The organism is Actinophytocola sp. (genome assembly GCF_049647105.1).
GTDB lineage: Bacteria > Actinomycetota > Actinomycetes > Mycobacteriales > Pseudonocardiaceae > Actinophytocola.
The window spans coordinates 53,600-75,837 of sequence record NZ_JBARWZ010000255.1 but is presented as its reverse complement, the minus strand read 5'-3'; the positions used below and the strand labels follow the sequence as shown (position 1 = coordinate 75,837).

The following is a 22,238-nucleotide window of genomic DNA, read 5'->3' as shown; positions in this document are numbered from 1 at the left end:
GAGCAGTCTGTCTCCTGCGCAACACCTCTGCCAACGGTGAGAAGGTAACGAGTCGTACTCATTGGTCGCCGGATTCTTACCGCCGCGTACGTCCCACATGTCCGCTTGTGGAAGTTTGCGCAGGTCAGCATGTGTATCCTGGGATCGGCGTCACACCTTTATTCGCTTGCTCAGATGGCTAGGCTGAGTGCATGCTTGTATCGACCAACTAATTGGGTGATGCAAGCAACAGGGGGACGGGTCGTGGTCGCTCCGGGGATCGACACCGAGCCGGCCGAGCTCACCGACGAGCAGCTCGAGGTAGGTAGACGACTCGTCAGTGCGATCTTCGGCATCGGCAAGCAGCAGGCGGCGCTCGGTCACAAGATGAGCAAGGCAGGCGTGGACCGGTCGACGGTCATGCTGCTGAAGACCCTCGTACACCAGGGTCCGAGCCGGTCGAGCGCGCTGGCGGCGGCGGTCCACTCGGATCCGTCGACGGTCAGCAGGCAGATCGCCGCGATGGTGCGGGACGGCCTGGTGGAACGGATGGCCGACCCCGAGGACGGAAGGGCGAGCGTGCTCGCCGCGACCGCGACCGGGAAGGCGCTCCTCGAAGAGCAGCGCAGGCGACTGGGCCTGGTGCTGGCTCGGGTAGTACAGCAGTGGGCGCCCGACGACGTGGACAGGTTCCTCGAACTGCTCGAACGATTCGTGACCGACCACGAGCGCCAACTGCCCACGATGATCAACGAATGCGTGGCCTTCGCCGCGCGTTCCGAAGGGGAGAAGTAGATGTCCGAGTCAACCTCGCGCAGCGTGCCCGAGGTACAGGGGGAGCGGGGCGGCCTGTCGCACCGCCAGATCATGACGATTCTCGCCGGGCTGCTGCTCGGCATGCTGCTGGCCGCCCTCGACATGACGATCATGGGCTCGGCGACCAAGACGATCGCCGACGAGCTGCACGGCCAGACCATCCAGGCGTGGGTCACCACCGCCTACCTCATCACGTCGACGATCTCGACGCCGCTGTACGGCAAGCTGTCCGACATCTTCGGCCGCAAGCCGATGTACCTGAGCGCGATCACGCTGTTCCTGGCGGGTTCCGTGCTGTCGGCGATGTCGACCTCGATGTACGAGCTGGCCGCGTTCCGCGCGGTCCAGGGCCTCGGCGCCGGTGGTCTGATGTCGCTCGCGCTGGCGATCCTCGCCGACCTCGTGTCGCCGAGGGAACGCAGCAAGTACCAGGGCTACTTCATGGCGGTCTGGGGCACCTCCAGCGTCCTCGGACCGGTGGTCGGCGGGTTCTTCGCCGGGGCGGGCACCATCTTCGGCATCGACGGCTGGCGCTGGGTGTTCCTCGTGAACGTGCCGGTCGGCATCGTCGCGCTGCTCGTGGTCGCGCGGTTCCTGAACGTGCCGCACACCAAGGTGAACCACCGCGTCGACTACTGGGGCGCGGCGGCGCTCGCCGTCGCGCTGGTGCCGCTGCTGATCGTGGCCGAGCAGGGCCGGGAGTGGGGCTGGGGCTCCGCGGCGGCGCTCGCCATGTTCGCCATCGGCGTCGTCGGCCTGATCGCGTTCATCTTCGTGGAGCGGGCGATGGGTGACGAGGCGCTGCTGCCGCTGCGGTTGTTCCACAGGCCGGTGTTCTCGCTGACCAACGCCATCAACTTCGTGATGGGCGTCGGCATGTTCGGCATGATGATGTCGCTGCCGCTGTACCTGCAGATCGTGAAGGGCTCGACGCCGACCGAGTCGGGTCTGCAGACCCTGCCGATGACCGCGGGCATCCTCGTCGCGTCGATGGGTTCCGGCATCCTGATCTCGAAGACCGGCCGGTACAAGCGGTTCCCGCTCGTGGGGCTGCTGCTCGTGTCGGTGTCGATGTTCCTGTTCGCGCAGATCGGCGTGGACACGCCGCTTGCCCAGACGATGCTGGTCATGGGCCTGGCAGGAGCGGGCCTCGGTCTGTGCATGCAGACACTGATCCTGGCCATCCAGAACGACGTGCCCGCCAAGGACATGGGGGTCGCGACCTCGTCGGCGGCGTTCTTCCGGTCCATCGGTGGCACGGTCGGCACCGCGGTGTTCCTGTCGATCCTGTTCGGCCTGGTCGGCGAGAAGATCGCGGGTGCGTTCGCCGCCGTGCGGACCGACCCGGCGTTCCTCGCCGCGGCGGCTCAGGACCCGGAGTTCACGAAGATGCTCCAGGGCGGTGGTGGCGGTCTCGACCTGAACAACACCGAGTTCCTGAACGGGCTCGACCCGACGCTGGCCCGGCCGATCCTGACCGGATTCGCCGAGTCGATCGACACGGTGTTCATGGTCGGCGGTTTCGTGATGCTGGTGGCGTTCGTGCTGATGTTCTTCCTCAAGGAGGTCCCGCTGTCCGACAAGTCGGGCATCCAGCGGGCCGCGGACGACGAGCAGGCCGCCGCCGCGGCCGCACCGGCGATCGCGCACTGACCCGGGGAGGGTGAGGGCCCCGCGCACCCAGGGGGGCGCGGGGCCTGCCCCTGTCGGGCGCCCGGCACGTCCGGTACCAACCATCTCGATGACCGGCGCCTGCGCTGGGGCGATACCAACACTTTGAATGCCGGGGAGGCGGACTGGCTAGTGAGGGTAGACGCCGCCCGCGTCCTTTAGCCGCTGGTACGAGCGGTGGATCTCCTTCTCCGCCTCGTCGCGGCCGACCCAGGTGGCACCCTCGACGCTCTTGCCCGGCTCCAGGTCCTTGTAGACCTCGAAGAAGTGCTGGATCTCCAGCCGGTGGTACTCGGCGAGGTGGTGGATATCGCGCAGGTGCTCGGTCCGCGGGTCCTCCGCGGGGACGCACAGCACCTTGTCGTCGCCACCCTTCTCGTCGGTCATGCGGAACATGCCGATGGCCCGTGCCCTGATCAGGCACCCGGGGAAGGTCGGCTCCTGGACGAGCACCAGCGCGTCGAGCGGATCGCTGTCCTCACCGAGCGTGTTCTCCACGAAGCCGTAGTCGGCCGGGTACTGGGTGGCCGTGAACAACGTCCTGTCGAGACGGATCCGCCCGGTGGCATGGTCCAGCTCGTACTTGTTGCGCACACCCTTGGGGATTTCGATCGTGACGTCGAACTCCACGGTTTTCCTCGCTTGAATCGGCTCGTGTCGGGGTGCCATTAGTGTGGACCACTGCTGGTTACCAATTGGGGAGGGCACGTGCCGCAGTCCGGGGATGGGGACCTCTGGCCGACGACCGACGACGACACACGGTCGACGGGGGCCAAGGACGCCGACACCCACGAGTTGGCCGTCCCTGATCAGCAGAAACATCCCAAGAAGACGGCGCCGTCCACCGGCGGCTGGTTCGACTTCGCGGAGGAGTCCGAACCACCGGTGGACGCCGAACAGCGTGACGAACCGCACGGAAATCCAAGTCAACAGATCACCCAACCGGTGTCGTGGCCGGTGGCGGATCTGGAGAGACAGATCGCGTCGGAGAAGGCCGGGGAGAGATCTCCGCACAAGGAGGATCAGGCCCCCAGCCCCCGCCCGGTGCCCGGACAACCGGACGAGTCGACGGCGTTCGTCACACGACCAGCGTGGCCGGATGCCGAGAACGAGAGCACGCCGAGCCGCGAGGACGATCTCCAGGAGAGCGAGGCGCCGAGCCCCGCCTCGCCCGAGAACGTCCCGGCCCGCGAGGACAGCACCGCGAGTGCCGCCGAACCCGGGAACGGCGACCGCGACGACGCGAAGCCCGCCGCCGGGCAGGAGAGCGGCGGCGACTCGCCGTCCGGCGCGACTCGCCAAGGCGAGACAAGCTCCACCCGATCCGACGACACCCGCCAGGAGGACTCGAAGCCGGACGGCGCCCAGGAGGAGGGCTTCGACCGCCCTGACAGTGGCGCCGAGGCTGGTGGGCCTCGGCAGGCTCGCGGAGCGAGCTTCCAGTCGGAGAGTGGTGGCCGTCAGGAGGACTCGACGTCGGGCGTCGCCCGGGCGGAGGGCGTCGCTCGGCCTGATGGTGGTCGTGGGGAGGGTGCCCAGCGGCAGGGGCGCGGCCCGAGTTTCCAGTCTGAGAGCGGCGACGGCCAGGACGAGTCGTCATCGGGTGGTGCCCGTCAGGACGGCTTCGCTCGGCCTGATGGTGGTCGCCAGGAGGGCGCTCAGCGGCAGGGGCGCGGCCCAAGTTTCCAGCCTGAAAGCGGCGACCGTCAGGACGAGTCGACACCGGGCGGTGCCCGGGAGGAGAGCTTCGCCCGCCCTGACGGCGACCGTCAGGAGGGTTCGCAGGCTGGTGGGTCTCGGCAGGGTCGCGGAGCGAGCTTCCAGCCCGAAAGCGGCGACGGCCAGGACGAGTCGTCGTCGGGCGGTGCCCGGGAGGAGGGCTTCGCTCGCCCTGACGGTGGTCGTGAGGAGGGCGCCCAGCCGGGTGCGTCTCGGCAGGGGCGCAGCGCAAGCTTCCAGTCCGAGAGTGGTGGCGAGGAGGAGTCGCAGTCCGGTGCGGCCCGGCGGGGCGGAACTGGTTCCGCTCGGTCCGACGGCAACCGTCAGGAGGATTCCCAGGCTGGTGCGTCGCGGCAGGCTCGCGGAGCGCGCTTCCAGTCTGAGAGCGGCGACGGCCAGGACGAGTCGTCATCGGGCGGTGCCCGGGAGGAGGGCTTCGCTCGCCCTGATGGTGGTCGCCAGGAGGGTGCCCAGCGGCAGGGGCGCAGCCCAAGTTTCCAGCCTGAAAGCGGCGACCGTCAGGACGAGTCGTCGTCGGGCGGTGCCCGGGAGGAGGGCTTCGCTCGGCCTGATAGTGGTCGCCAGGAGGGCGCTCAGCGGCAGGGGCGCAGCGCAAGTCCTCAGCCCGAGAGCGGTGGCGAGGAGGAGTCGCAGGCGAGTGCGACCCGGTGGGGCGGGGCTGGCTCCGCGCGACCCGACGGTGGTCGTCAGCCTCGCGCGACTCGGCAGGACGGCGCGGCGACGAGTTTCGCCAGGACCGAGAACGGTGGCCGCGAGGAGGACGCCCGGCCTGACCTCGGCCGCCAAGAGGGCTCCCAGCCCGGCGCGACCCGGCAGGACAACGCCGCGACCAGCTTCGTCCGGCCGGTCGGTGGTGGCCGCCAGGATGACTCCCGGAGTGGCGCGCCATCGAACTTCCCCGACGGCGCCCGCAAGCAGGATGACGCCGCCCGACCGGGCTCCGCCCGGCCCGGCACGTCCCGCCCCGGCGCGACCGGTTTCGGTCGCCCCGAGGACCGTCCGCCCCGGCGGGACAGTCCCACGCCCAGCTTCGTCCGGCCCGCCGACGCCGCGCAGCCCCCCGCGACAAGCTTCCTCCGTCCCGACCACGGCGGCCGGAAACAGGAGCGCCTGGCCGACGCCCCGACCGCCTTCATCCGCCGCGACACCGTCAAGGGCCCGGTCTTCTCCCGCCCCGAAAGCCCCGCCGACAACGCCACCACGTTCATCCGCCGCGACAACCAGCCCAGCTTCACCCGCGACACCGACAGCACCACCGTCAACCTCACCCGCCAGGAACCGGACCGCGGCGGCGAGTGGCCACCCCCGGAGCCGCCCCGCGCCGCACCTCAGCGTGTCGGCCTGTCCGAACCGGAACCCGACGAGCCGGAGCAGCAGCGGAAGAACAGGAAACCGCTGCTGATCGCGGCCATCTCGGTCGTGGCCGTCATCGCCATGGCGGCGGGTGCCGTCTTCTTCGTCCCCGGTCTGTCCGACAAGCTCGGCCTCACCGGTGAGGACCCGGTCGCCATCGCACCGCCGCCCGCGCCGATCAGCTACCAACCGGCGCTCCACGGCCCGGACGCCGCGACCCCGGCCCCCACCCAGCAGGGCGTCGCGCAGGTACTGGCCGGCCCGATCTCCAGCCCTGCTCTCGGCAACCTCAACGGCATCGTCATCGACCCGGCCACCGGCGAGACGCTGTACGAGCAGAACGCGGGTGCCGCGATCACCCCGGCGTCCACCGGCAAGATCCTCACCGCCGCCGCGGCGCTGCTCAGTCTCGAACCGACCGAACAGCTGGTCACCAAGGTCGTCGAGGGCGAGCAGCCCGGCGAGGTGATCATCGTGGGCGGCGGTGACCCGACGATCTCCTCGCTCGAGATCGGCGAAGAGTCGATCTACCCCGGCGCGGCGCACCTGTCGGAGCTGGTCGACCAGGTCACGGCCAGTGGCGCAGCGGTCCAGACCGTCTACATCGACCAAAGCCGCTACGCCGAGCCGGGCCTGGCGCAGAGCTGGCTGCCCGCCGACATCGGCGCCGGCTTCATCACGCCGATCGTGCCCGCCATGCTCGACGGCGACCGGCAGGGCGACGCGACGGAGAACTACTCGCCCCGCACCACCGATCCCGGCGGCACCCTGGTCGCCGCGTTCGCGGAACGCATCGGCGCGTCGCCCGCCGACTCGATCGAGAAGAAGGCGCCGGAGACCGCGAAGGTCCTCGGCGAGATCCGCTCAGCGCCCATGACGCAGCTCGTCGACAACATGCTGAACCGCTCGGAGAACACGCTCGCCGACGTCCTCGCGCACGAGGTCGCGATCAAGGCGGGCGAGGAACCGACGTTCGACGGCGCCAGCAAGGCCATGCTGGACGTCCTCCGCGAGAACGGGTTCGCCGTCGACGGCGTGGTGCTGCGGGACGGCAGCGGCATGTCAGAGGAGAACAAGATGACCGCCCGGCTGCTCGCCGAGGTCCTCGCGGTCGCGGCCAGCCCGGACGGCAAGGACCCGCGCACCGCGAAGCTGCGTCCGCTGCTCGGCGGCCTGCCGGTCGCGGGCGGCAGCGGCACTCTCGCCGAGCGGTACACCGAGGCGGACGCGGTCGCGGGCAAGGGCTGGGTGCGGGCCAAGACCGGTTCGCTGACCGGCATCAACTCGCTCGCGGGCATCGTGCTGGACAAGGACAACAGGCCGCTGGTGTTCGCGTTCCTGACGAGCGGCACGGTGTCGACGTCGGCGCGGCCCGCGCTGGACAGCGTGACCGCGGCGTTGCGTGGTTGTGGCTGTCAGTAGTGCCGTCGACACGGACGTTTCACGTCGTGTCCGGTAGCGTCGAGGCATGAGCGCGGCGGCGGCTGACCAGCAGGACGGGACCAGGTCCCCGGTGGACTGGGGCATCGCCGTGGCCACCGCACAGAAGCTGATCAAGCCGGGTCCTGCCGTGCCGATGGAGGAGGCGGAGCTGGCCGTCGCGCAGCTGCGTGGCGCCACCGACACCGCCGAGACGCACGTGCGTGAGCTGACCGGCCTCGGGCTTGACCTGCCGCTGCACCCCGGTGACGTCGTCGACCGGCGCCGCTGGGTCGAGGCGGCGGCGGAGGGCCTGGCCGCGTTGACCGACGGCGCCCTGCCTGCCGGGCAGAACCGCCCGATGGGTGGTGTGCTCGCGGGCAGCGCGGGGGTGCAGGCGGGGATGGTGCTGGCGTTCCTCGGCGGCCGCGTGCTCGGCCAGTACGACCCCTTCGGCGGTGACCCGCAGGGCGGGCGGCTGCTGCTGGTCGCGCCGAACATCTTGGCCGCGCAGCGGGCGCTGGACGTGCCCGCCGAGGACTTCCAGATGTGGGTGTGCCTGCACGAGTGCACCCACCGGCTGCAGTTCACGGCGGTGCCGTGGCTGCGTGACTACTTCTCCGGCGAGGTCGCGTCGTTCCTGTCCGGACTGGACGAGACGGCGACCGGTGCGTTCACGCGCCTGCCCGAGATCATCAAGCAGATCCGGCGCCGCGCCGACGACTCCGACTCCGGCAGCCCGGGCCCGATCGGCCTGATGGAGGTGCTGCAGTCGCCGCGGCAGCGTGAGGTGTTCGACCGCCTGATCGCGTTGTCGACGCTGCTGGAGGGGCACGCGGATCACGTGATGGACGCGGTCGGACCGTCGGTCGTGCCGAGCGTGTCGACGATCCGCGCCCGGTTCACGCAGCGGCGCCGTGGCGGCGGCGTGCTCGACCGGCTCCTGCGGTCGCTGCTCGGCGTGGACGCGAAGGTCAAGCAGTACGCGGCTGGTGCGGCGTTCACCAGGTACGTCGTGGACGAGGTCGGCATGACCGGCTTCAACCGGGTGTGGGAGTCGCCGGAGACGGTGCCACTGCGGGCGGAGATCGCCGACCCGGCGGCGTGGGTGCGGCGCGTCCACGGCCGGTGACCCGGTTCGCGCCGGTCGCCCGCACGCGGCAGGCGGTGCGGCAGCTGCTCGACAAGGCCGGGCCCGTCGCGGAGGTCGCGGTGGCCGTCTCGGGTGGTGCCGACTCGCTGGCACTGGCGGCGGCCACCTCGTACGTAGCGTCCCGGCGTGGCCTCACGGTGCACGGCCTGATCGTCGACCACCGGCTGCAGGCGGGGTCCGGGGAGGTCGCGGCGGCCGCGGCGAAACAGTTGCACGGCATGGGCATCGACGACGTCCAGGTGCTGACGGTGTCGGTGACCGGCCGGGGCGGCCCGGAGGCGGCGGCCCGCTCCGCGCGATACCAGGTACTGCGCTCGGCGGGGCTTCCGTTGGTCCTTCTTGGACACACACAGGACGACCAGGCCGAGACCGTCCTGTTGGGGCTTGGCCGCGGCTCTGGTCCGCGTTCGATCGCGGGCATGCGCGACCTCGACCTCCCATGGGGACGCCCGTTTCTGTCGGTGCCCCGTGCTACCACTGTCGCAGCATGCGCGGAGCTGGGTCTGACCGTGTGGGAGGACCCCCACAACGTCGATCCGGCCTACACGAGGGTCCGGCTGAGAAGGGAGGTGCTGCCGCTGCTGGAGGACGTGCTGCGAGGCGGGGTGGCGCCCGCGCTGGCACGGACCGCGGCGCAGCTGCGTGACGACACTGAGGCGTTGGACACACTCGCGACCCGGCTCCTGGAGCCGGCGCTCATCGAGGGGGAGCTGGCGGTGCCGGTTCTGGCGGCGGAACCGGCCGCGCTGCGGCGCAGGGTGCTGCGCCGGTGGCTTCTCCAGGTCGGCGTGCCTGAACTGACCGACGCGCATCTGCGGTCGGTGGACGCGCTGATCGGCGATTGGCGGGGTCAGGGTGCCGTGTGGTTACCGGGCAACTTTGCGGTGGGCCGGGCCCGTGGGAGGCTTCGGGTAACCGCGTGGGAGCCAGGAGAGGGGACCGGGTGTACGGCGACGACATCGCCTCCGTCTTGATCACCGAGCAGCAGATCCAGGACAAGATCAAAGAACTCGCGAAGCAGGTCGCCGACGAGTATCCGGAGCGTGGCGACCACACCGACCTGGTGCTGATCGGTGTGCTCAAGGGTGCCGTCATGTTCATGACCGACTTCGCCCGCGCCCTGCCGGTGCCGGTGCAGATGGAGTTCATGGCGGTCAGCTCCTATGGTTCCGCGACGTCGTCCTCGGGTGTGGTCCGCATCCTGAAGGACCTGGACCGGGACATCGCGAACCGGCATGTGCTGATCGTCGAGGACATCATCGACTCCGGCCTCACGTTGTCGTGGCTGCTGAAGAACCTGGCGTCGCGCAACCCGGCGTCACTGGAGGTCTGCACGCTGCTCCGCAAGCCGGACGCCGTGAAGGTCGAGGTCCCGGTCAAGTACGTGGGCTTCGAGATCCCGAACGAGTTCGTGGTGGGCTACGGCCTGGACTACGCGGAGCGGTACCGGGACCTGCCCTACATCGGCACGCTGGACCCCAAGGTCTACTCGTCGTGACGACGTTCCTCACGCCGGTGGCCCTGGACTTCCTGTGGGAGTCCCTGGACGCCGGCGAGTTGCCGTACCCGCTGACAGCGAAGTCCCACGGCGAGACGATGGACCAGCGAAGCGTGCTGCGCCAACGAGTCTTCGAGGACCTCCGCACCCAGCGGCTGATGGACACCCAGGGCCGCCTGTCGCCGGAGATAGAGGACTGGCTGACGCTGCTGGCACGGGGCACCCACAGCGTGGACGCGGTCTTCGAGGACAGGTCGGCCCTGTCCACGGGCGACGGCCGCCGAGCCTTGCTGGCCACGCAGACCTCGGACGGCCTGAGCCTGCAGAAGATCGACCCAACCTCGGTGGTGTCGTCCATCGTGGCGCTGCTGCCTCCGTGCGGCCGGGGCACGGAGCAGTCGATCACCATCCCGTCGGCCGACCTGACGGCGATGGCGCAGGGCAGGCCAGCGGGCCGCACAACGACGGACCGCCAGGTACTGAAGGCCCTGTCCGACCAACCCAAACTAAGGGTCGGCCAACTGGCGGTGAACACCCGCAACCCCATGGGCGGCCGAAAGCGCTCCCAAGTCCTGTCCTGGTTCGACACGGAGTCGGGCCGCTACCTGACCTACACGAAGAAGGGCCAGGACCGCACGGACTGGGTGACGATCGCCCCGGCGGACGCCCCAACACTCCGCCACCACCTGGGAGAACTGCTGGCCAAGGTCAGCCAGCGATAGCCGCTCCCCGGTCCCGCGAGTCCAGTGGTCGCGGCGCGAGCAGTCCCGTCACGAACCGTCACGGCGAGTGCCCGTCGCAGGTGACGGGCGGTCTTTGTGTTGATTGTGTTCCCGTCCGTGATCCGCGTGCGTTAATCTCAACGACGGTCACGCGCCGCACAAGAGGGGTGTGCGCAGCCGAGTAACCCGGGGAGCGCAAGGTGTACGAGGCAATCGGAGGCGCGGTAAGCGCCTTCAGCACCGCCGCCATGAGCGGCCAGGTTTCCATCGAAGCAGAAGCCGCCGCCGACGCGTTGGCGAAGCTCGGCAAGGTCAAGGACCAGATCGAGCAGCTTCTGACGAAGAGCGGCATCGGTAACGCCGAGGTGCAGTTGGGCGCCAACCCTGTGGGGGAGGCGATGGCCAAGAAGTCGATGGGCCGCTACGACGGCGACGACTCCTTCATCGCTTCATTGCAGCTGCTCGCGGACCAGACCGCGAAGGCGGAGACGGCGCTCAAGCAGTGCATCGACAACTACGTCGACGAAGACGACCTGCACGCGGCAACCTACAACCGGACTCCGTAGTGCGTTCAGGGGAGATGCGGGGCGCGGCGGCTGCTCTCGGAGTCGTGATGCTTGTCGTCCTTGCCGCGTGCAACAGCGCGACGGCAGGTCAGCCCAAGCCGACCGCGAGTGAGTCCCAGTCGTCGGAAGAAACGTCGGAGGAGACGTCTGAGCCGGAGGAGCCGGACTATTCCCTTGCCCGGTTGTGTGAGCTGCTGTCTCCCGAGGAGGCGCAGGACCTTGGTGGGTCTCCTGAGGGTGAGAAGGGCAACGCTCTCAACGACGGTCATGACATTTGTTCTTGGGCTGATGCGACGAGCCTTGTCGTCGGGTTCCAGACGGGCACGTCGACGGCGCGGGCAGACACGGGGCCGAACATCACGAACACGCCGACGACCATTGATGGCTTGCCAGCTGTGCAGGCGCTGACATCTGGCACTGCGGTGATTTGTGAGATCCTCGTCGATCTTCCGAGCGGCAAAATGTACGGTGCAGGCGTGGCGGTGCTGACTGCAGGCGAAGGCAAGTACGACGAGTGTCAGGTGGCGACCGAAATGTCGAACCTGATCATTCCCAGGATCAGGGACCAATAGGGGAGCCCCGGTGTTGATCGCGTTCCCGAGTGCGATCGGCGTGGGTTTAATCTCGCAATGTTCACCGCCACGTGCAACAGGACCAACGAGTGATTTCTGCTTCGAAGCGAATCGTGGTTGCCGCGATCAGCCTCGCCGCGCTCGTCTCCCTGGGTGCTTGCAGCAGTGAGACGGCAGGGCAACCATGGTCGCAGAAAACCGGTTCCCGGTCTTCCTCCGAGGCGTCGACCGTGGCATCGACCTCCGAGCAGGAATCGCTGGATTATTCGTTAGCCCGGTTGTGTGAGCTGATCTCTCCCGATGAAGCCCAAGTGCTGGGAGGCGCTCCTGAGGGTGAGAAGGGCTACGCGCTCAGTGACGGTCATGACATCTGCCAGTGGGCGGATGCGACGAGTCTTGTCGTCGGGTTCCAGACGGGCACCTCGACGGCGCGGGCAGACACGGGGCCGACCATCACGATCACGCCGACGACCATTGACGGCTTGCCTGCTGTTCAGGCATTGAACACGAACACGGTCGTGCTCTGCGAAATCTTGGTCGATCTTCCAAGCGGGAAGCTGGTTGCCGCGGGCGCTACTGTCCTGTCCACTGGTGAGGGCCGATACGACCCGTGTCAGGTGGCGAACCAGCTCGCCAACCTGATCATTCCCAGGGTCAAGGACCAGTGAGCGGGAGTCGTTAGTGGTTCGTGTGGAGAAGCAGCGTGTGGCGGTCGTAGTCGGCCTCGCCGTCCTCTTTGCCCTTGCCGCCTGCAACAGCGCCACGGCTGGGCAGCCGACGACGGAAACCGGGTCCACGGAGGAGCCGGCCGAGGAAACGACGTCCGAGCCCGACTACTCGCTTGCTCGGCTCTGTGAGCTGTTGACGCCGGACGAAGCCCAGCAACTTGGCGGCTCGGCCGACGGCGAGAAGACCAACAGCGTCTCGGACGGCCACGCCATCTGCCAGTGGTCGGATGCGACGACCCTGGTGGTCGGTTTCCAGGATGGGCTGACGACCGCGAACGCCGACACCGGCCGCGGCATCACCAACACGCCGACCAAGGTCGATGGGTTGCCCGCGGTTCAGTCGTTGCAGAGCGACCGCTTCGTGGTCTGCGAGATCCTGGTGGATCTGCCCAGCGGCAGACTCTTCACGTCCAGCGCCTCGGTGCTGTCGGCGGGCGAAGGCAAGTACGACCCGTGTCAGGTGGCGACCGAGCTGTCGAACCTGATCATTCCCAGGGTGAGCGACCAGTGAGGGAGCTGCTGGCGTCGGTCGCCCGGCGAATGGCCGTCACGGTGAGTGCCTGTCGCAGGTGACGGATGGTCTTTGTATTGATTGCGTTCCCGCGTGTGATCCGGGTGCGTTAATCTCGACAGTGGTCACGCGCTGCACGGGAGGGGTGTGCGCGCCGAGTAGCCAGGGGGCGCAAGGTGTACGACAGGACGCAGCAGTGGTGATTGCCGTCATGAGGCGGAGTGTGACAGCGGCCGTTCTCGGCGTTGCCACACTCGGGGCCCCTGTCGCCTGCAACAGCGCGATGGCGGGACAGCCGAAACCGACGGGCACCGGCACCTCGGACGAGTCGATCGGTGAAACGACGTCCGAGCCCGAAGAGTCGGACTATTCGCTCGCGCGCCTGTGCGAACTGCTTTCGCCCGACGAAGCCGAGGAACTGGGTGGCTCCGCCGACGGCGAGACGGGCAACAGCCTCCGGGACGACCACACGATCTGCACCTGGAAAGACAAGACCACGCTCATCGTGGGTTTCCAGGAGGGCGGCGCGTACGCGAGTGTGGACACCGGTCCGACCATCACGAACACGCCGACGACGATCGATGGTCTGCCGGGTGTGCAGTCTTTGAACACCGATATCTCGACGACCTGTGACATCTTGGTCGACCTGCCCAGCGGGCGGTTGGTGCACACGACGGTCGCGGTGCGCACCGCGGGCGAGGGTCAGTTCGACCATTGCCAGGTCGCGAACCAGCTTGCGAACCTGATTATCCCGCGAGTGAAGGACCAGTAGGGGGAGTACCAGTGGCACCGAACAACGAGCAGCAACCGCACTACGACACGCACCGGTACGCGGGTGACCAGGCCGCGGATACGCGCCGGGTCATGAACCACATGCCGGACGAGGACCGGTCGACGAAGCAGGAGATCCAGCAGTCGATCAACGCGAGTCAGGCTGCCGAGCTGGCGCCCGCGGTGCGGATGGGCGACGACCGGGTCATCGGTGACACCCCGTTCTGGGACTCGTTCGAGAGCAAGCAGCTGTACGAATTCGCCACCCTGAACAACAACCCCACGACCGCCGATACGCTGGGTCGCGCGTTCAATGACGGTGGTAACGGCCTCGCCGAGGCGGCCAACGCGCTGTTCGAGGCCGTGAACGCGCTCGACGGCGCCTGGTCGGGCGTCGCGGCTGACTCCGCCAAGGGTGCGCTCTCGCCGCTCGCCCAGACGGCCGGTGTCGCCGGGCAGACCGCGCAGATGATGGGCGTCCAGATGTCGAAGCAGTCGCTCGCGGCTGCCGAGGTGCGCAAGCTGCCGCCCGCGCAGGAGTTCGACCAGCAGCAGGCCCTCAACGCGATGGTGACCGGCGGGCCCGCGGCCATGCAGACGGACATGAAGGCGCAGAAGGACGCTGCCGACGCGGTCAAGCGCGAGCAGATCGCCTACCTGACCGCCTACACGCAGTCGCTGACCGCGGTCGACGAGGCGACGCCGTCGTTCGTGCCGCCGAAGGAGACGATCGGTGGTGGCGGCGGGAACAACAACAACATCACCGGTGGCACCGTCTCGATCCCGGGCACCGGCGACTCGTCGGGGTTCAACCACGGCACGCACACGGGCGCACCGAGCGGTGGGTACGTCGGCGGCATCGGTGCGCCGGGCGCTGACCAGGGCTTCTTCGACAACGACGGGTCGACCGACCAGAGCGGCTTCAATCCGGTTCCCAGCGGCATCGGCACCGGCACCTCCGGCTACAACCCCGGTCCGACGACGCCGTCGCCCACCACGTTCGGGCCGGGTGGCGGTGGCCCGTCGACGGCCGTGCCCGGTGCGGGTGCGGGTGGTTTCGGCGGTGGGTTCGGCAGTTTCGGCGGCGGCGCGGGTGGCGCCGGTGGCGCGGGTGCCGGTGCCGGTGCGGGCGGCGCGGGTAACCCGGGTGCGACCGGTCCCAAGGGCATGACGCCCGGTGGCATGGCTCCAGCCGGTGGCGGTCGCGGCGGTGCGGGCGGCATGGGTGGCGCTCCTCGTGGCAAGGGCGACAAAGAGGACGACCAGGAGCACCAGCGTCCCGCGTACCTCGTCGCGGGCGACCCGGAGAGCACCTTCGGCGACGACCAGATGACCGCCCCGGCGGTCATCGGCGGGGACGACGATTGAGGTGCAGCAGGAACGGCTGATCAGCCCCATCGCGCTGGACTTTCTCTGGGAAGCGCTCGACGCAGGCGAACCGCCTTACCCGCTGGTGATCCAGTCGCACGGCGCCACGGTGGACAGCCGCGCGATGCTTCGGCGGCGGATCCGGGAGGAGCTGGTCGCGGGCCGGCTTCTCGGCAAGTCGGGCCGGCTTGAGCCGCAGCTGGAGGACTGGCTGCTGGCGCTCGCGAACCCGGAGCTGAGCGTCGACTCCGTGTTCCTGCCGGACACCGGCGCCGACCCGGTCCTCGCGCTCGCCGCGAGCGGCCGTGGCTCGGCGGTGCTGGCGGTCCAGCAGAAGGACGGCCTGCGGCTGCGGCCCATCCCGCGTGACGGGCTGGTCTCCACGATCGTGGGCATGCTGCCGCCTGCCCGGCGCGGCACCGAGACCTCCATCTCGCTGCCTGCGAACGAGCTGGCGGCGGTCGGCGCGAAAACAGGCGCGGCCGTCCGGGCGAGCGACCAGGAGACCCGTAAGGCCCTCGCGAAGCTGACCGCCATGCCGAACCGGCGTGGCGGCCAGATCGCGGCGAACAGCCGCAACGACATGCGGGGCCGCCGCCGCAGCCAGGTGCTGTCGTGGTTCGACAACGAGTCGGGCCGCTACCTCACCCAGTCGCGGAACGACTGGGTGACGATCGCACCGGCGGACGCGGCGACCCTCCGGCACCGGATCGGCGAGATGGTGTCGTCCGTCACGGCCTGACCTGCACGTTCTCCTCGGGAACCGATTCGGCCCCTGCGCCGTTGGATCTGCGTGGGTACCTCTCGCGCACTTCGCGCAGTGGGGGCCCAGCCATGGGCGGTACCCTGGGTGGACCGGAGTGCCTCGTCCGGCCAGGTATCACATGCTGTCAGGGAGGGTCGGGCCGCGCCGCGGCCGTAAGTTGATGGACCGCAAGCGCCTGCTTCGCAACCCGCTGGTGTGGATCCTGGTGGTGTTGCTGCTCTACTTCTTGATCAGCATGCTGTTCGATGACACGCGTGGCTATACCGAGGTCTCGACCTCGAAGGCCACGTCGCAGATCACCGGCGGTAACGTCGAGAAGGCTGAGCTGGAGGACAAGGAACAGCGTCTCAAGCTGACTCTGAAGGACCCGGTCGACCAGGACGGTCAGAAGGTCACTCAGATCATCACGCACTTCCCAGCCGCCGCAACGGGCGATATCTACCGGCAGCTCGAGGACCAGGTCGACAACAAGACCGAGTTCAACACGACGGTCACGCAGGAGTCCTTCCTCACCCAGATCCTGATCTTCCTGATCCCGCTTGGCCTGCTCCTCATCCTGCTGATGTGGATGATGAACAACGTCCAGGGCGGCGGAAACCGGGTGATGAACTTCGGCAAGTCGCGCGCCAAGCAGCTGCCGAAGGACATGCCGAAGACGACGTTCTCCGACGTGGCCGGCTGTGACGAGGCGGTCGAAGAGCTGTACGAGATCAAGGACTTCCTGCAGAACCCTGGTCGCTACCAGGCGCTCGGCGCGAAGATCCCGAAGGGCGTGCTGCTGTACGGCCCGCCGGGCACCGGTAAGACGCTGCTGGCCCGCGCGGTCGCAGGTGAGGCCGGCGTGCCGTTCTACTCGATCTCCGGCTCGGACTTCGTCGAGATGTTCGTCGGTGTCGGCGCCTCACGTGTTCGCGACCTGTTCGAACAGGCCAAGCAGAACGCGCCCTGCATCATCTTCGTCGATGAGATCGACGCGGTCGGCCGCCAGCGCGGCGCCGGCCTCGGCGGTGGGCACGACGAGCGTGAGCAGACGCTGAACCAGCTGCTCGTCGAGATGGACGGCTTCGACGCGCGCGGTGGCATCATCCTCATCGCCGCGACCAACCGCCCGGACATCCTCGACCCCGCGCTGCTGCGTCCCGGCCGCTTCGACCGGCAGATCCCGGTGTCCGTGCCCGACCTGATGGGTCGCAAGAAGATCCTCGAGGTCCACTCCAAGGGCAAGCCGCTCGACCCGGACGCCGACCTCGACGGGCTCGCCAAGCGCACCGTCGGCATGTCCGGCGCCGACCTGGCCAACGTCATCAACGAGGCAGCGCTGCTCACCGCACGCACCAACGGCACGATGATCGACAGTGTCGCGCTGGAGGAGTCGGTCGACCGCGTGATCGGCGGCCCCGCTCGCAGGAGCCGGATCATCTCCGAGAAGGAGAAGAAGATCACGGCCTACCACGAGGGCGGGCACGCGCTCGCCGCGTGGGCGATGCCGGACCTGGAGCCGGTGTACAAGCTGACGATCCTGCCGCGCGGCCGCACGGGTGGGCACGCGCTCGTCGTCCCGGAGGACGACAAGCAGCTCATGACCCGTTCGGAGATGATCGCGCGCCTGGTGTTCGCGCTCGGCGGACGCTCGGCCGAGGAGCTGGTGTTCCACGAGCCGACCACCGGTGCCTCGTCCGACATCGAGCAGGCCACCAAGATCGCCAAGGCGATGGTCACCGAGTACGGCATGAGCGCCCGCCTCGGCGCGGTCAAGTACGGCAAGGACGAGGGCGACCCGTTCCTGGGCCGCTCGATGGGCCACGCGCCGGACTACTCGCTTGAGGTCGCGCACGAGATCGACGAGGAGGTGCGCAAGCTCATCGAGGCGGCGCACACCGAGGCGTGGGACGTGCTCAACACCTACCGCGACATCCTCGACAGCCTCGTGATCGAGCTGCTCCAGAAGGAGACGCTGCAGCGCAAGGACCTGGAGCGCATCTTCGCAGGCGTCGAGAAGCGGCCGAGGATCACGGCGTTCAACGAGTTCGGTGGCCGCACGCCGTCGGACAAGCCGCCGATCAAGACGCCTGGCGAGCTGGCCAAGGAGCGTGGCGAGCCGTGGCCGCCGGTGCAGGAGCCCGAGCCGACCCCGGTGCGCACCGCGCCGGGTGGCGGCGAGCTGCCTGGTGGTCCGCCTCGGTCGAACCCGGAGCCTCCCGGTGGCAACGGCGCGGGCCCGAACGGCCTGCCGCCGCGGCCGGGTGCCTACGGCCAGCCGTATCCGCCGTCGGGTGGCTACCCGCCTGCGGGTGGTCCTGGCAACGCGGGCCCGCCGAACTACGGCGCCCCGCCCGGGTGGACCCCGGCGACGCAGCCTCCCGGCAACAACCAGCCGTGGCGCCCATCGTGGGATCAGCCACAGCCCGGCCCGTCCGACCAGGTACGACCGGACGATCGGGACCGTCGTGACGGTCCCGAATGGGATAGTGGTCGCTGAAGAAGGTCCTGGGTGGACCTGGACGGCGACCGGAGGCGAGCTGTGACGGTTAACGGGTCCCGCAGGGGCCCGCTGTATACCGGCGGGTCGACGTTCGACCAGGAGCGGGCCGAGAAGGCGGTCCGGGAACTGCTGCTCGCATGCGGCGAGAACCCGGACCGCGAGGGCCTCCAGGACACCCCGGCGCGGGTGGCCAGGGCGTACCTCGAGATGTTCGGCGGCCTGTACACGGACCCGGACGCGGTGCTCGACAAGACGTTCGACGAGTGCCACGACGAGCTGGTGCTGGTCACCGACATCCCGATGTACTCGACGTGCGAGCACCACCTGGTGCCGTTCCACGGCGTCGCGCACGTCGGCTACATCCCGAACGAGCAGGGCAAGGTCACCGGCCTGTCCAAGCTCGCGCGGCTCGTCGACCTGTACGCGAAACGCCCGCAGGTGCAGGAGCGGCTCACCTCGCAGATCGCCGACGCGATCGAGAACAAGCTGGATCCGCGTGGCGTGATCGTCGTCGTCGAGGCCGAGCACCTGTGCATGGCGATGCGCGGCATCCGCAAACCGGGCGCCCGCACCACGACCTCCGCGGTGCGTGGCATGTTCCGCGACTCGTCGGCGTCCCGCTCCGAGGCGCTCGCACTGATCAACGGGCGCAGCCGGTGATCAACGCGCTGCCCCGCCCCGGCCGTTGCGCCGTGGTGGGCGTTCTGAACGTCACCCCGGACTCGTTCTCCGACGGCGGCCGCTACCTGCACCTGGAAGACGCACTGGCGCACGGCGTCGAGATGTGGACCGACGGCGCCGACCTGGTGGACGTCGGCGGCGAGTCGACGAGGCCTGGTGCGGACCGGGTGGCGCCGGACGTGGAGATCGCCAGGATCCTGCCGGTGATCCGCGGCCTGTCCTCTGCGGGTGTGGCGGTGTCGGTGGACACGACCAGGGCCCGCGTGGCGGCGGCGGCGATCGAGGCGGGCGCGGTGATCGTGAACGACGTGTCCGGCGGCCTGGCCGACGCGGACATGGCCCGCGTGATCGCGGACGCGGGCGTGCCGTGGATCCTGATGCACTGGCGCGGCTACTCGAAGGACATGGACTCCCTGGCCACCTACGACGACGTGGTCACCGACGTGCGCGACGAGCTGTCGGCCAGGGTCGACGCGGCACTGGCGGCGGGCGTGGCGTCTGACGCGCTGGTGCTGGACCCCGGTCTCGGCTTCGCGAAGAAGGGCGATCACAACTGGGAGCTGCTGCGCCGCCTGGATGTGTTGCTGGGACTGGGTTTCCCGGTGCTGGTGGGTGCGTCACGCAAGCGGTTCCTCGGTACTCTGTTGGCGGACAAGGAAGGCGTGCCCCGCCCGCCGGACGACCGGGAGGACGCGACCGCGGCGATCTCGGCGCTGGTGGCGACGGCGGGCGCGTGGGGCGTGCGGGTGCACGACGTGCGCCGGTCCCTGGACGCGGTGAAGGTGGTGGAAGCGCTTGGCTGACCGCATCACGCTGACCGGGCTGCGGGTACGGGGCAACCACGGCGTCCTGGAGCACGAGAAACGCAACGGCCAGGACTTCGTGGTCGACGTGACCGTGTGGCTGGAACTGGCCGAGGCGGCGGCGACCGACGCGCTGGCGAAGACTCTGGACTACAGCGTGCTGGCGACGCGGGTGGCGAAGATCGTCGAGGGCCCGTCCCGCGACCTGATCGAGACGGTCGCGACGGAGACGGCGGAGGACGTCATGCGCTGGGACGAGCGTCTGCACGCGGTGGAGGTCACGATCCACAAGCCGGAAGCGCCGATCCCGCTGACGTTCGCCGACGTGGCGGTGACGGTCCGCCGGTCCAGGAAGCGCATGGGATGACGAGAGCGGTCCTGTCGCTGGGTTCGAACATGGGCGACCGCCTCGCGTTCCTGCGCCTGGCGGTGGACGGTTTCCGGGACGTGCTGGAGAAGGCGTCCCCGGTGTACGAGACGGCGGCGTGGGGCGTGACGGACCAGCCCGACTTCCTGAACGCGGTGCTGGTGGTGTCGTCCCCGGAGATCGACGAGTGGGGCTGGCTGCGGCGCGGCCAGGCATTGGAACAGGCGGCGGGCCGGGTGCGTGAGCAACGCTGGGGCCCGCGAACGCTGGACGTGGACGTGGTGACGGTGGCCGGGGTGACCAGTGATCACCCCGACCTCCTGCTGCCACACCCCGGCACGCCGGACCGCGCGACGGTGCTGATCCCGTGGCTGGCGATGGACCCGGACGCCGAACTCCCGGGCCACGGCCGAGTCGCCGACGTGCTGGCCACACTGTCGGAAGAGGACAGGTCAGCGGTCCACGAACGCAAGGATCTGCTCCTCACCCAGTGACGGTCCCGTCCACACAGGACGCATGCCGTGTACCGACGAGACAGTCACGACGCAAGTCCTCAGCCGGTCCCCAAAACGGCGCGACAGTCCCATTCGCTCGCACTCCTCGAACGACTGTCCCTTTCGCCCGCCCTCACCACCGCAACCAGCCCTTTTCCACCCAGTCCCCGGTAGACTGGCAAGGCGGGACGCCCCCGGGAACGGGTGGGGGTTGGCATCCGGCGGTTTGCGAAATGGACGGCGCGTTCGCGCTGCTGATTGTGGCCTGACCAGCGACTTCAGTCGCCATGCGACGGTGGTGAACTGTCAGCTGTGGACTCGTAGGGCTGCCGCCAGCCACTCCGCGGCGGGGACCTGTGCCGGCCACTGGGGCCAGCCGTTGATCGTCGCCATCAGTTGCCAGTAGCGCTCCGCGCGGGTGTCGGTGTTCAGTTCGATCCGTTCCGCCGCCGCCGCTCGCGACACGCCGAACTCCGCCGTGATCTCCGCCGCCAGCTCCTGGCCGGCCGCCGACGCCGGCTCCTCGCCCGCCTCTCGTGCGGCTGTTGCCCTGGCCGTCCAGCCCAGCCATTGCTCCTTGGCCGCCGAGGACGGTTCGTCCATCGTCTCGCCTGCCTCCCGCGCCGCCGCGTGGGCCTCGCTCATCGCGCGGATCCTGGCCCGGAAGTCCTTGTCCTGCACCAACTCCGCCAGCTCCAGCCATGCCTCCAGCTGCTCGGGGCTCGGGTCGTCTGGCAGCACCGGCTTCGCAGAGCGCATCCCCGCGTCGAAGTCGGGGTTGATGTCCAGCCCCGCGTTCACCTCGTTCCAGAAGTCGTCGATCAGCGCCGCCCGCTGCGCGTCGGTCATCGTCGCCAGGTTCTTCATCAGTCGCACCCCATCCAGTTCGGGTTCGGTTCTCGCGATCGCGCGCAGCACGGCCCGCCGCACCCGCAGCACCCGCATCTGCTCGTCGAGCAGCTCCACGTGCCTGCGTGCCAGCTCCGCCACCGTTGAGCGGCCGGCCAGCGCCGCCGACGCTTCCGGCAGGCCGAGCCCGAGCTCGCGCAGTGTGCGCAGCAGCTCGAGCCTGGCCAGCGACTCGCCGTCGTACAGCCGGTAGCCGGCGTGCGTGCGTTCCGCAGGCGGCAGCAGCCCCTCGTCCGAGTAGAAGCGGATCGTGCGCGTGGTCAGGCCGGTACGCCTGGCCAGCTCGCCGATCGTCAGGAACCCCATGCCCGTCATGCTGAACCTTCCAGTAACTGGAGAGTCAATCCTCGCCGGTACCGTGGCGTCATGCATTTCACCAGGGCCCGCGATCTGGTCACCGCCGGGCTCGTCACCGCCGCGCTGGTCTACCTGCTGGTGCGTGTCCTCTATGGACAGATGCCGTCGCTGCCGACCTTCGCCGGTGTCACGCTCCTCGTGCTCGCTGTCGTGGAGGCCGTGCTCGCGTTCTCGCTCCGCTCCCGCATCCACAACCCACGTGGTGACCGCCCGGTGCAGGCGCTCACCGCGGCACGGGCCGTCGCGCTCGCGAAGGCCTCCTCGTTGCTCGGCGCGATCATGTTCGGCGCGTGGCTCGGCGTGCTCGGTTACGTCCTCCCGAGGCGGGCGGAGGTCACGGCCGCGGCCGACGATCTGCCCAGCACGGTGGTCGGTGTGATCTGTTCCGCACTCTTGATCGCCGCGGCGTTGTGGCTGGAGTGGTGTTGCCGCACACCGCGTGACCAGGACAATCAGCCTCCCGAGCGGCATTCCGGTTCAACCGGCTGACACTCTTTGCGAAACGTAATGGT

Annotated in this window: 22 protein-coding genes; 20 read left to right on the top strand and 2 right to left on the bottom strand. The window is 69.1% G+C overall.

Annotation, left to right across the window (positions count from 1 at the left end; all coding sequences use genetic code 11):
* Positions 1-243 precede the first annotated feature (243 nt).
* Both WBA97_RS30300 and WBA97_RS30295 read left to right on the top strand, forming a co-directional pair.
* A complete protein-coding gene (locus WBA97_RS30300; RefSeq protein ID WP_424234373.1) occupies positions 244-774 on the top strand; it encodes a MarR family winged helix-turn-helix transcriptional regulator in 531 nt (176 codons plus the stop codon).
* Positions 775-2,448 carry an MDR family MFS transporter gene (locus tag WBA97_RS30295; protein ID WP_424234372.1) on the top strand — a complete coding sequence of 558 codons (1,674 nt, stop codon included), beginning with the start codon at positions 775-777 and terminating at the stop codon, positions 2,446-2,448.
* 147 nt (positions 2,449-2,595) lie between these two features.
* Here the strand turns inward: WBA97_RS30295 and WBA97_RS30290 are convergent, their stop codons facing one another.
* Positions 2,596-3,096, bottom strand: a complete 501-nt coding sequence (locus WBA97_RS30290; RefSeq protein WP_424234371.1) for an inorganic diphosphatase — start codon at positions 3,094-3,096, stop codon at positions 2,596-2,598.
* Positions 3,097-3,174: 78 nt separating this feature from the next.
* On the opposite strand from WBA97_RS30290, the gene dacB reads away from it, so the two are divergent.
* The 17 genes from dacB (at position 3,175) to folK (ending at position 20,460) form a co-directional block, all read left to right on the top strand.
* Entirely contained in the window at positions 3,175-6,981 is a 3,807-nt protein-coding gene (gene dacB, locus WBA97_RS30285) for a D-alanyl-D-alanine carboxypeptidase/D-alanyl-D-alanine endopeptidase (protein ID WP_424234370.1), read from the top strand.
* 46 nt (positions 6,982-7,027) lie between these two features.
* Positions 7,028-8,110 carry a zinc-dependent metalloprotease gene (locus WBA97_RS30280; RefSeq protein ID WP_424234369.1) on the top strand — a complete coding sequence of 361 codons (1,083 nt, stop codon included), beginning with the start codon at positions 7,028-7,030 and terminating at the stop codon, positions 8,108-8,110.
* Positions 8,107-9,105 carry a tRNA lysidine(34) synthetase TilS gene (gene tilS, locus WBA97_RS30275; protein WP_424234368.1) on the top strand — a complete coding sequence of 333 codons (999 nt, stop codon included), beginning with the start codon at positions 8,107-8,109 and terminating at the stop codon, positions 9,103-9,105. The genes WBA97_RS30280 and tilS overlap by 4 nt, the downstream gene beginning before the upstream one ends.
* On the top strand, positions 9,075-9,629 hold the full coding sequence (gene hpt, locus WBA97_RS30270; RefSeq protein WP_424234367.1) for a hypoxanthine phosphoribosyltransferase: 555 nt from the start codon (positions 9,075-9,077) through the stop codon (positions 9,627-9,629). Before tilS ends, hpt begins: the two co-directional genes overlap by 31 nt.
* Complete coding sequence (locus WBA97_RS30265; protein WP_424234366.1) at positions 9,626-10,351, top strand: ESX secretion-associated protein EspG; 726 nt, start codon at positions 9,626-9,628, stop codon at positions 10,349-10,351. The genes hpt and WBA97_RS30265 overlap by 4 nt, the downstream gene beginning before the upstream one ends.
* Before the next feature lie 200 nt (positions 10,352-10,551).
* A complete protein-coding gene (locus WBA97_RS30260; RefSeq protein ID WP_424234365.1) occupies positions 10,552-10,917 on the top strand; it encodes a hypothetical protein in 366 nt (121 codons plus the stop codon).
* Between the two features lie 47 nt (positions 10,918-10,964).
* Positions 10,965-11,489, top strand: a complete 525-nt coding sequence (locus WBA97_RS30255; RefSeq protein WP_424234408.1) for a DUF3558 domain-containing protein — start codon at positions 10,965-10,967, stop codon at positions 11,487-11,489.
* Positions 11,490-11,578: 89 nt separating this feature from the next.
* Positions 11,579-12,157 carry a DUF3558 domain-containing protein gene (locus tag WBA97_RS30250; RefSeq protein ID WP_424234364.1) on the top strand — a complete coding sequence of 193 codons (579 nt, stop codon included), beginning with the start codon at positions 11,579-11,581 and terminating at the stop codon, positions 12,155-12,157.
* Positions 12,158-12,179: 22 nt separating this feature from the next.
* A complete protein-coding gene (locus tag WBA97_RS30245; protein ID WP_424234363.1) occupies positions 12,180-12,728 on the top strand; it encodes a DUF3558 domain-containing protein in 549 nt (182 codons plus the stop codon).
* Positions 12,729-12,924: 196 nt separating this feature from the next.
* Positions 12,925-13,500, top strand: coding sequence for a DUF3558 family protein (locus WBA97_RS30240; protein WP_424234362.1), 576 nt, complete (start codon positions 12,925-12,927; stop codon positions 13,498-13,500).
* 11 nt (positions 13,501-13,511) lie between these two features.
* Positions 13,512-14,867 carry a hypothetical protein gene (locus WBA97_RS30235; RefSeq protein WP_424234361.1) on the top strand — a complete coding sequence of 452 codons (1,356 nt, stop codon included), beginning with the start codon at positions 13,512-13,514 and terminating at the stop codon, positions 14,865-14,867.
* A 1-nt stretch (position 14,868) separates the two neighbouring features.
* A complete protein-coding gene (locus WBA97_RS30230) occupies positions 14,869-15,609 on the top strand; it encodes an ESX secretion-associated protein EspG (RefSeq protein WP_424234360.1) in 741 nt (246 codons plus the stop codon).
* A 184-nt stretch (positions 15,610-15,793) separates the two neighbouring features.
* Positions 15,794-18,112 (top strand): ATP-dependent zinc metalloprotease FtsH, encoded by a 2,319-nt coding sequence (gene ftsH / locus WBA97_RS30225; RefSeq protein ID WP_424234359.1) that lies wholly within the window; start codon positions 15,794-15,796, stop codon positions 18,110-18,112.
* A 42-nt stretch (positions 18,113-18,154) separates the two neighbouring features.
* Positions 18,155-18,775: a GTP cyclohydrolase I FolE gene (gene folE, locus WBA97_RS30220; protein ID WP_424234358.1), complete on the top strand. Its 621-nt coding sequence runs from the start codon at positions 18,155-18,157 to the stop codon at positions 18,773-18,775.
* Between the two features lie 35 nt (positions 18,776-18,810).
* Positions 18,811-19,599 carry a dihydropteroate synthase gene (folP, locus tag WBA97_RS30215; protein ID WP_424234407.1) on the top strand — a complete coding sequence of 263 codons (789 nt, stop codon included), beginning with the start codon at positions 18,811-18,813 and terminating at the stop codon, positions 19,597-19,599.
* Entirely contained in the window at positions 19,592-19,966 is a 375-nt protein-coding gene (folB, locus tag WBA97_RS30210) for a dihydroneopterin aldolase (protein ID WP_424234357.1), read from the top strand. The genes folP and folB overlap by 8 nt, the downstream gene beginning before the upstream one ends.
* On the top strand, positions 19,963-20,460 hold the full coding sequence (gene folK / locus WBA97_RS30205) for a 2-amino-4-hydroxy-6-hydroxymethyldihydropteridine diphosphokinase (protein WP_424234356.1): 498 nt from the start codon (positions 19,963-19,965) through the stop codon (positions 20,458-20,460). The genes folB and folK overlap by 4 nt, the downstream gene beginning before the upstream one ends.
* 306 nt (positions 20,461-20,766) lie before the next feature.
* Here the strand turns inward: folK and WBA97_RS30200 are convergent, their stop codons facing one another.
* Positions 20,767-21,675: a MerR family transcriptional regulator gene (locus WBA97_RS30200; protein WP_424234355.1), complete on the bottom strand. Its 909-nt coding sequence runs from the start codon at positions 21,673-21,675 to the stop codon at positions 20,767-20,769.
* Positions 21,676-21,735: 60 nt separating this feature from the next.
* Here WBA97_RS30200 and WBA97_RS30195 point away from each other — a divergent pair, with 60 nt between their 5' ends.
* Complete coding sequence (locus WBA97_RS30195; protein ID WP_424234354.1) at positions 21,736-22,215, top strand: DUF3180 domain-containing protein; 480 nt, start codon at positions 21,736-21,738, stop codon at positions 22,213-22,215.
* Positions 22,216-22,238: the final 23 nt, after the last annotated feature.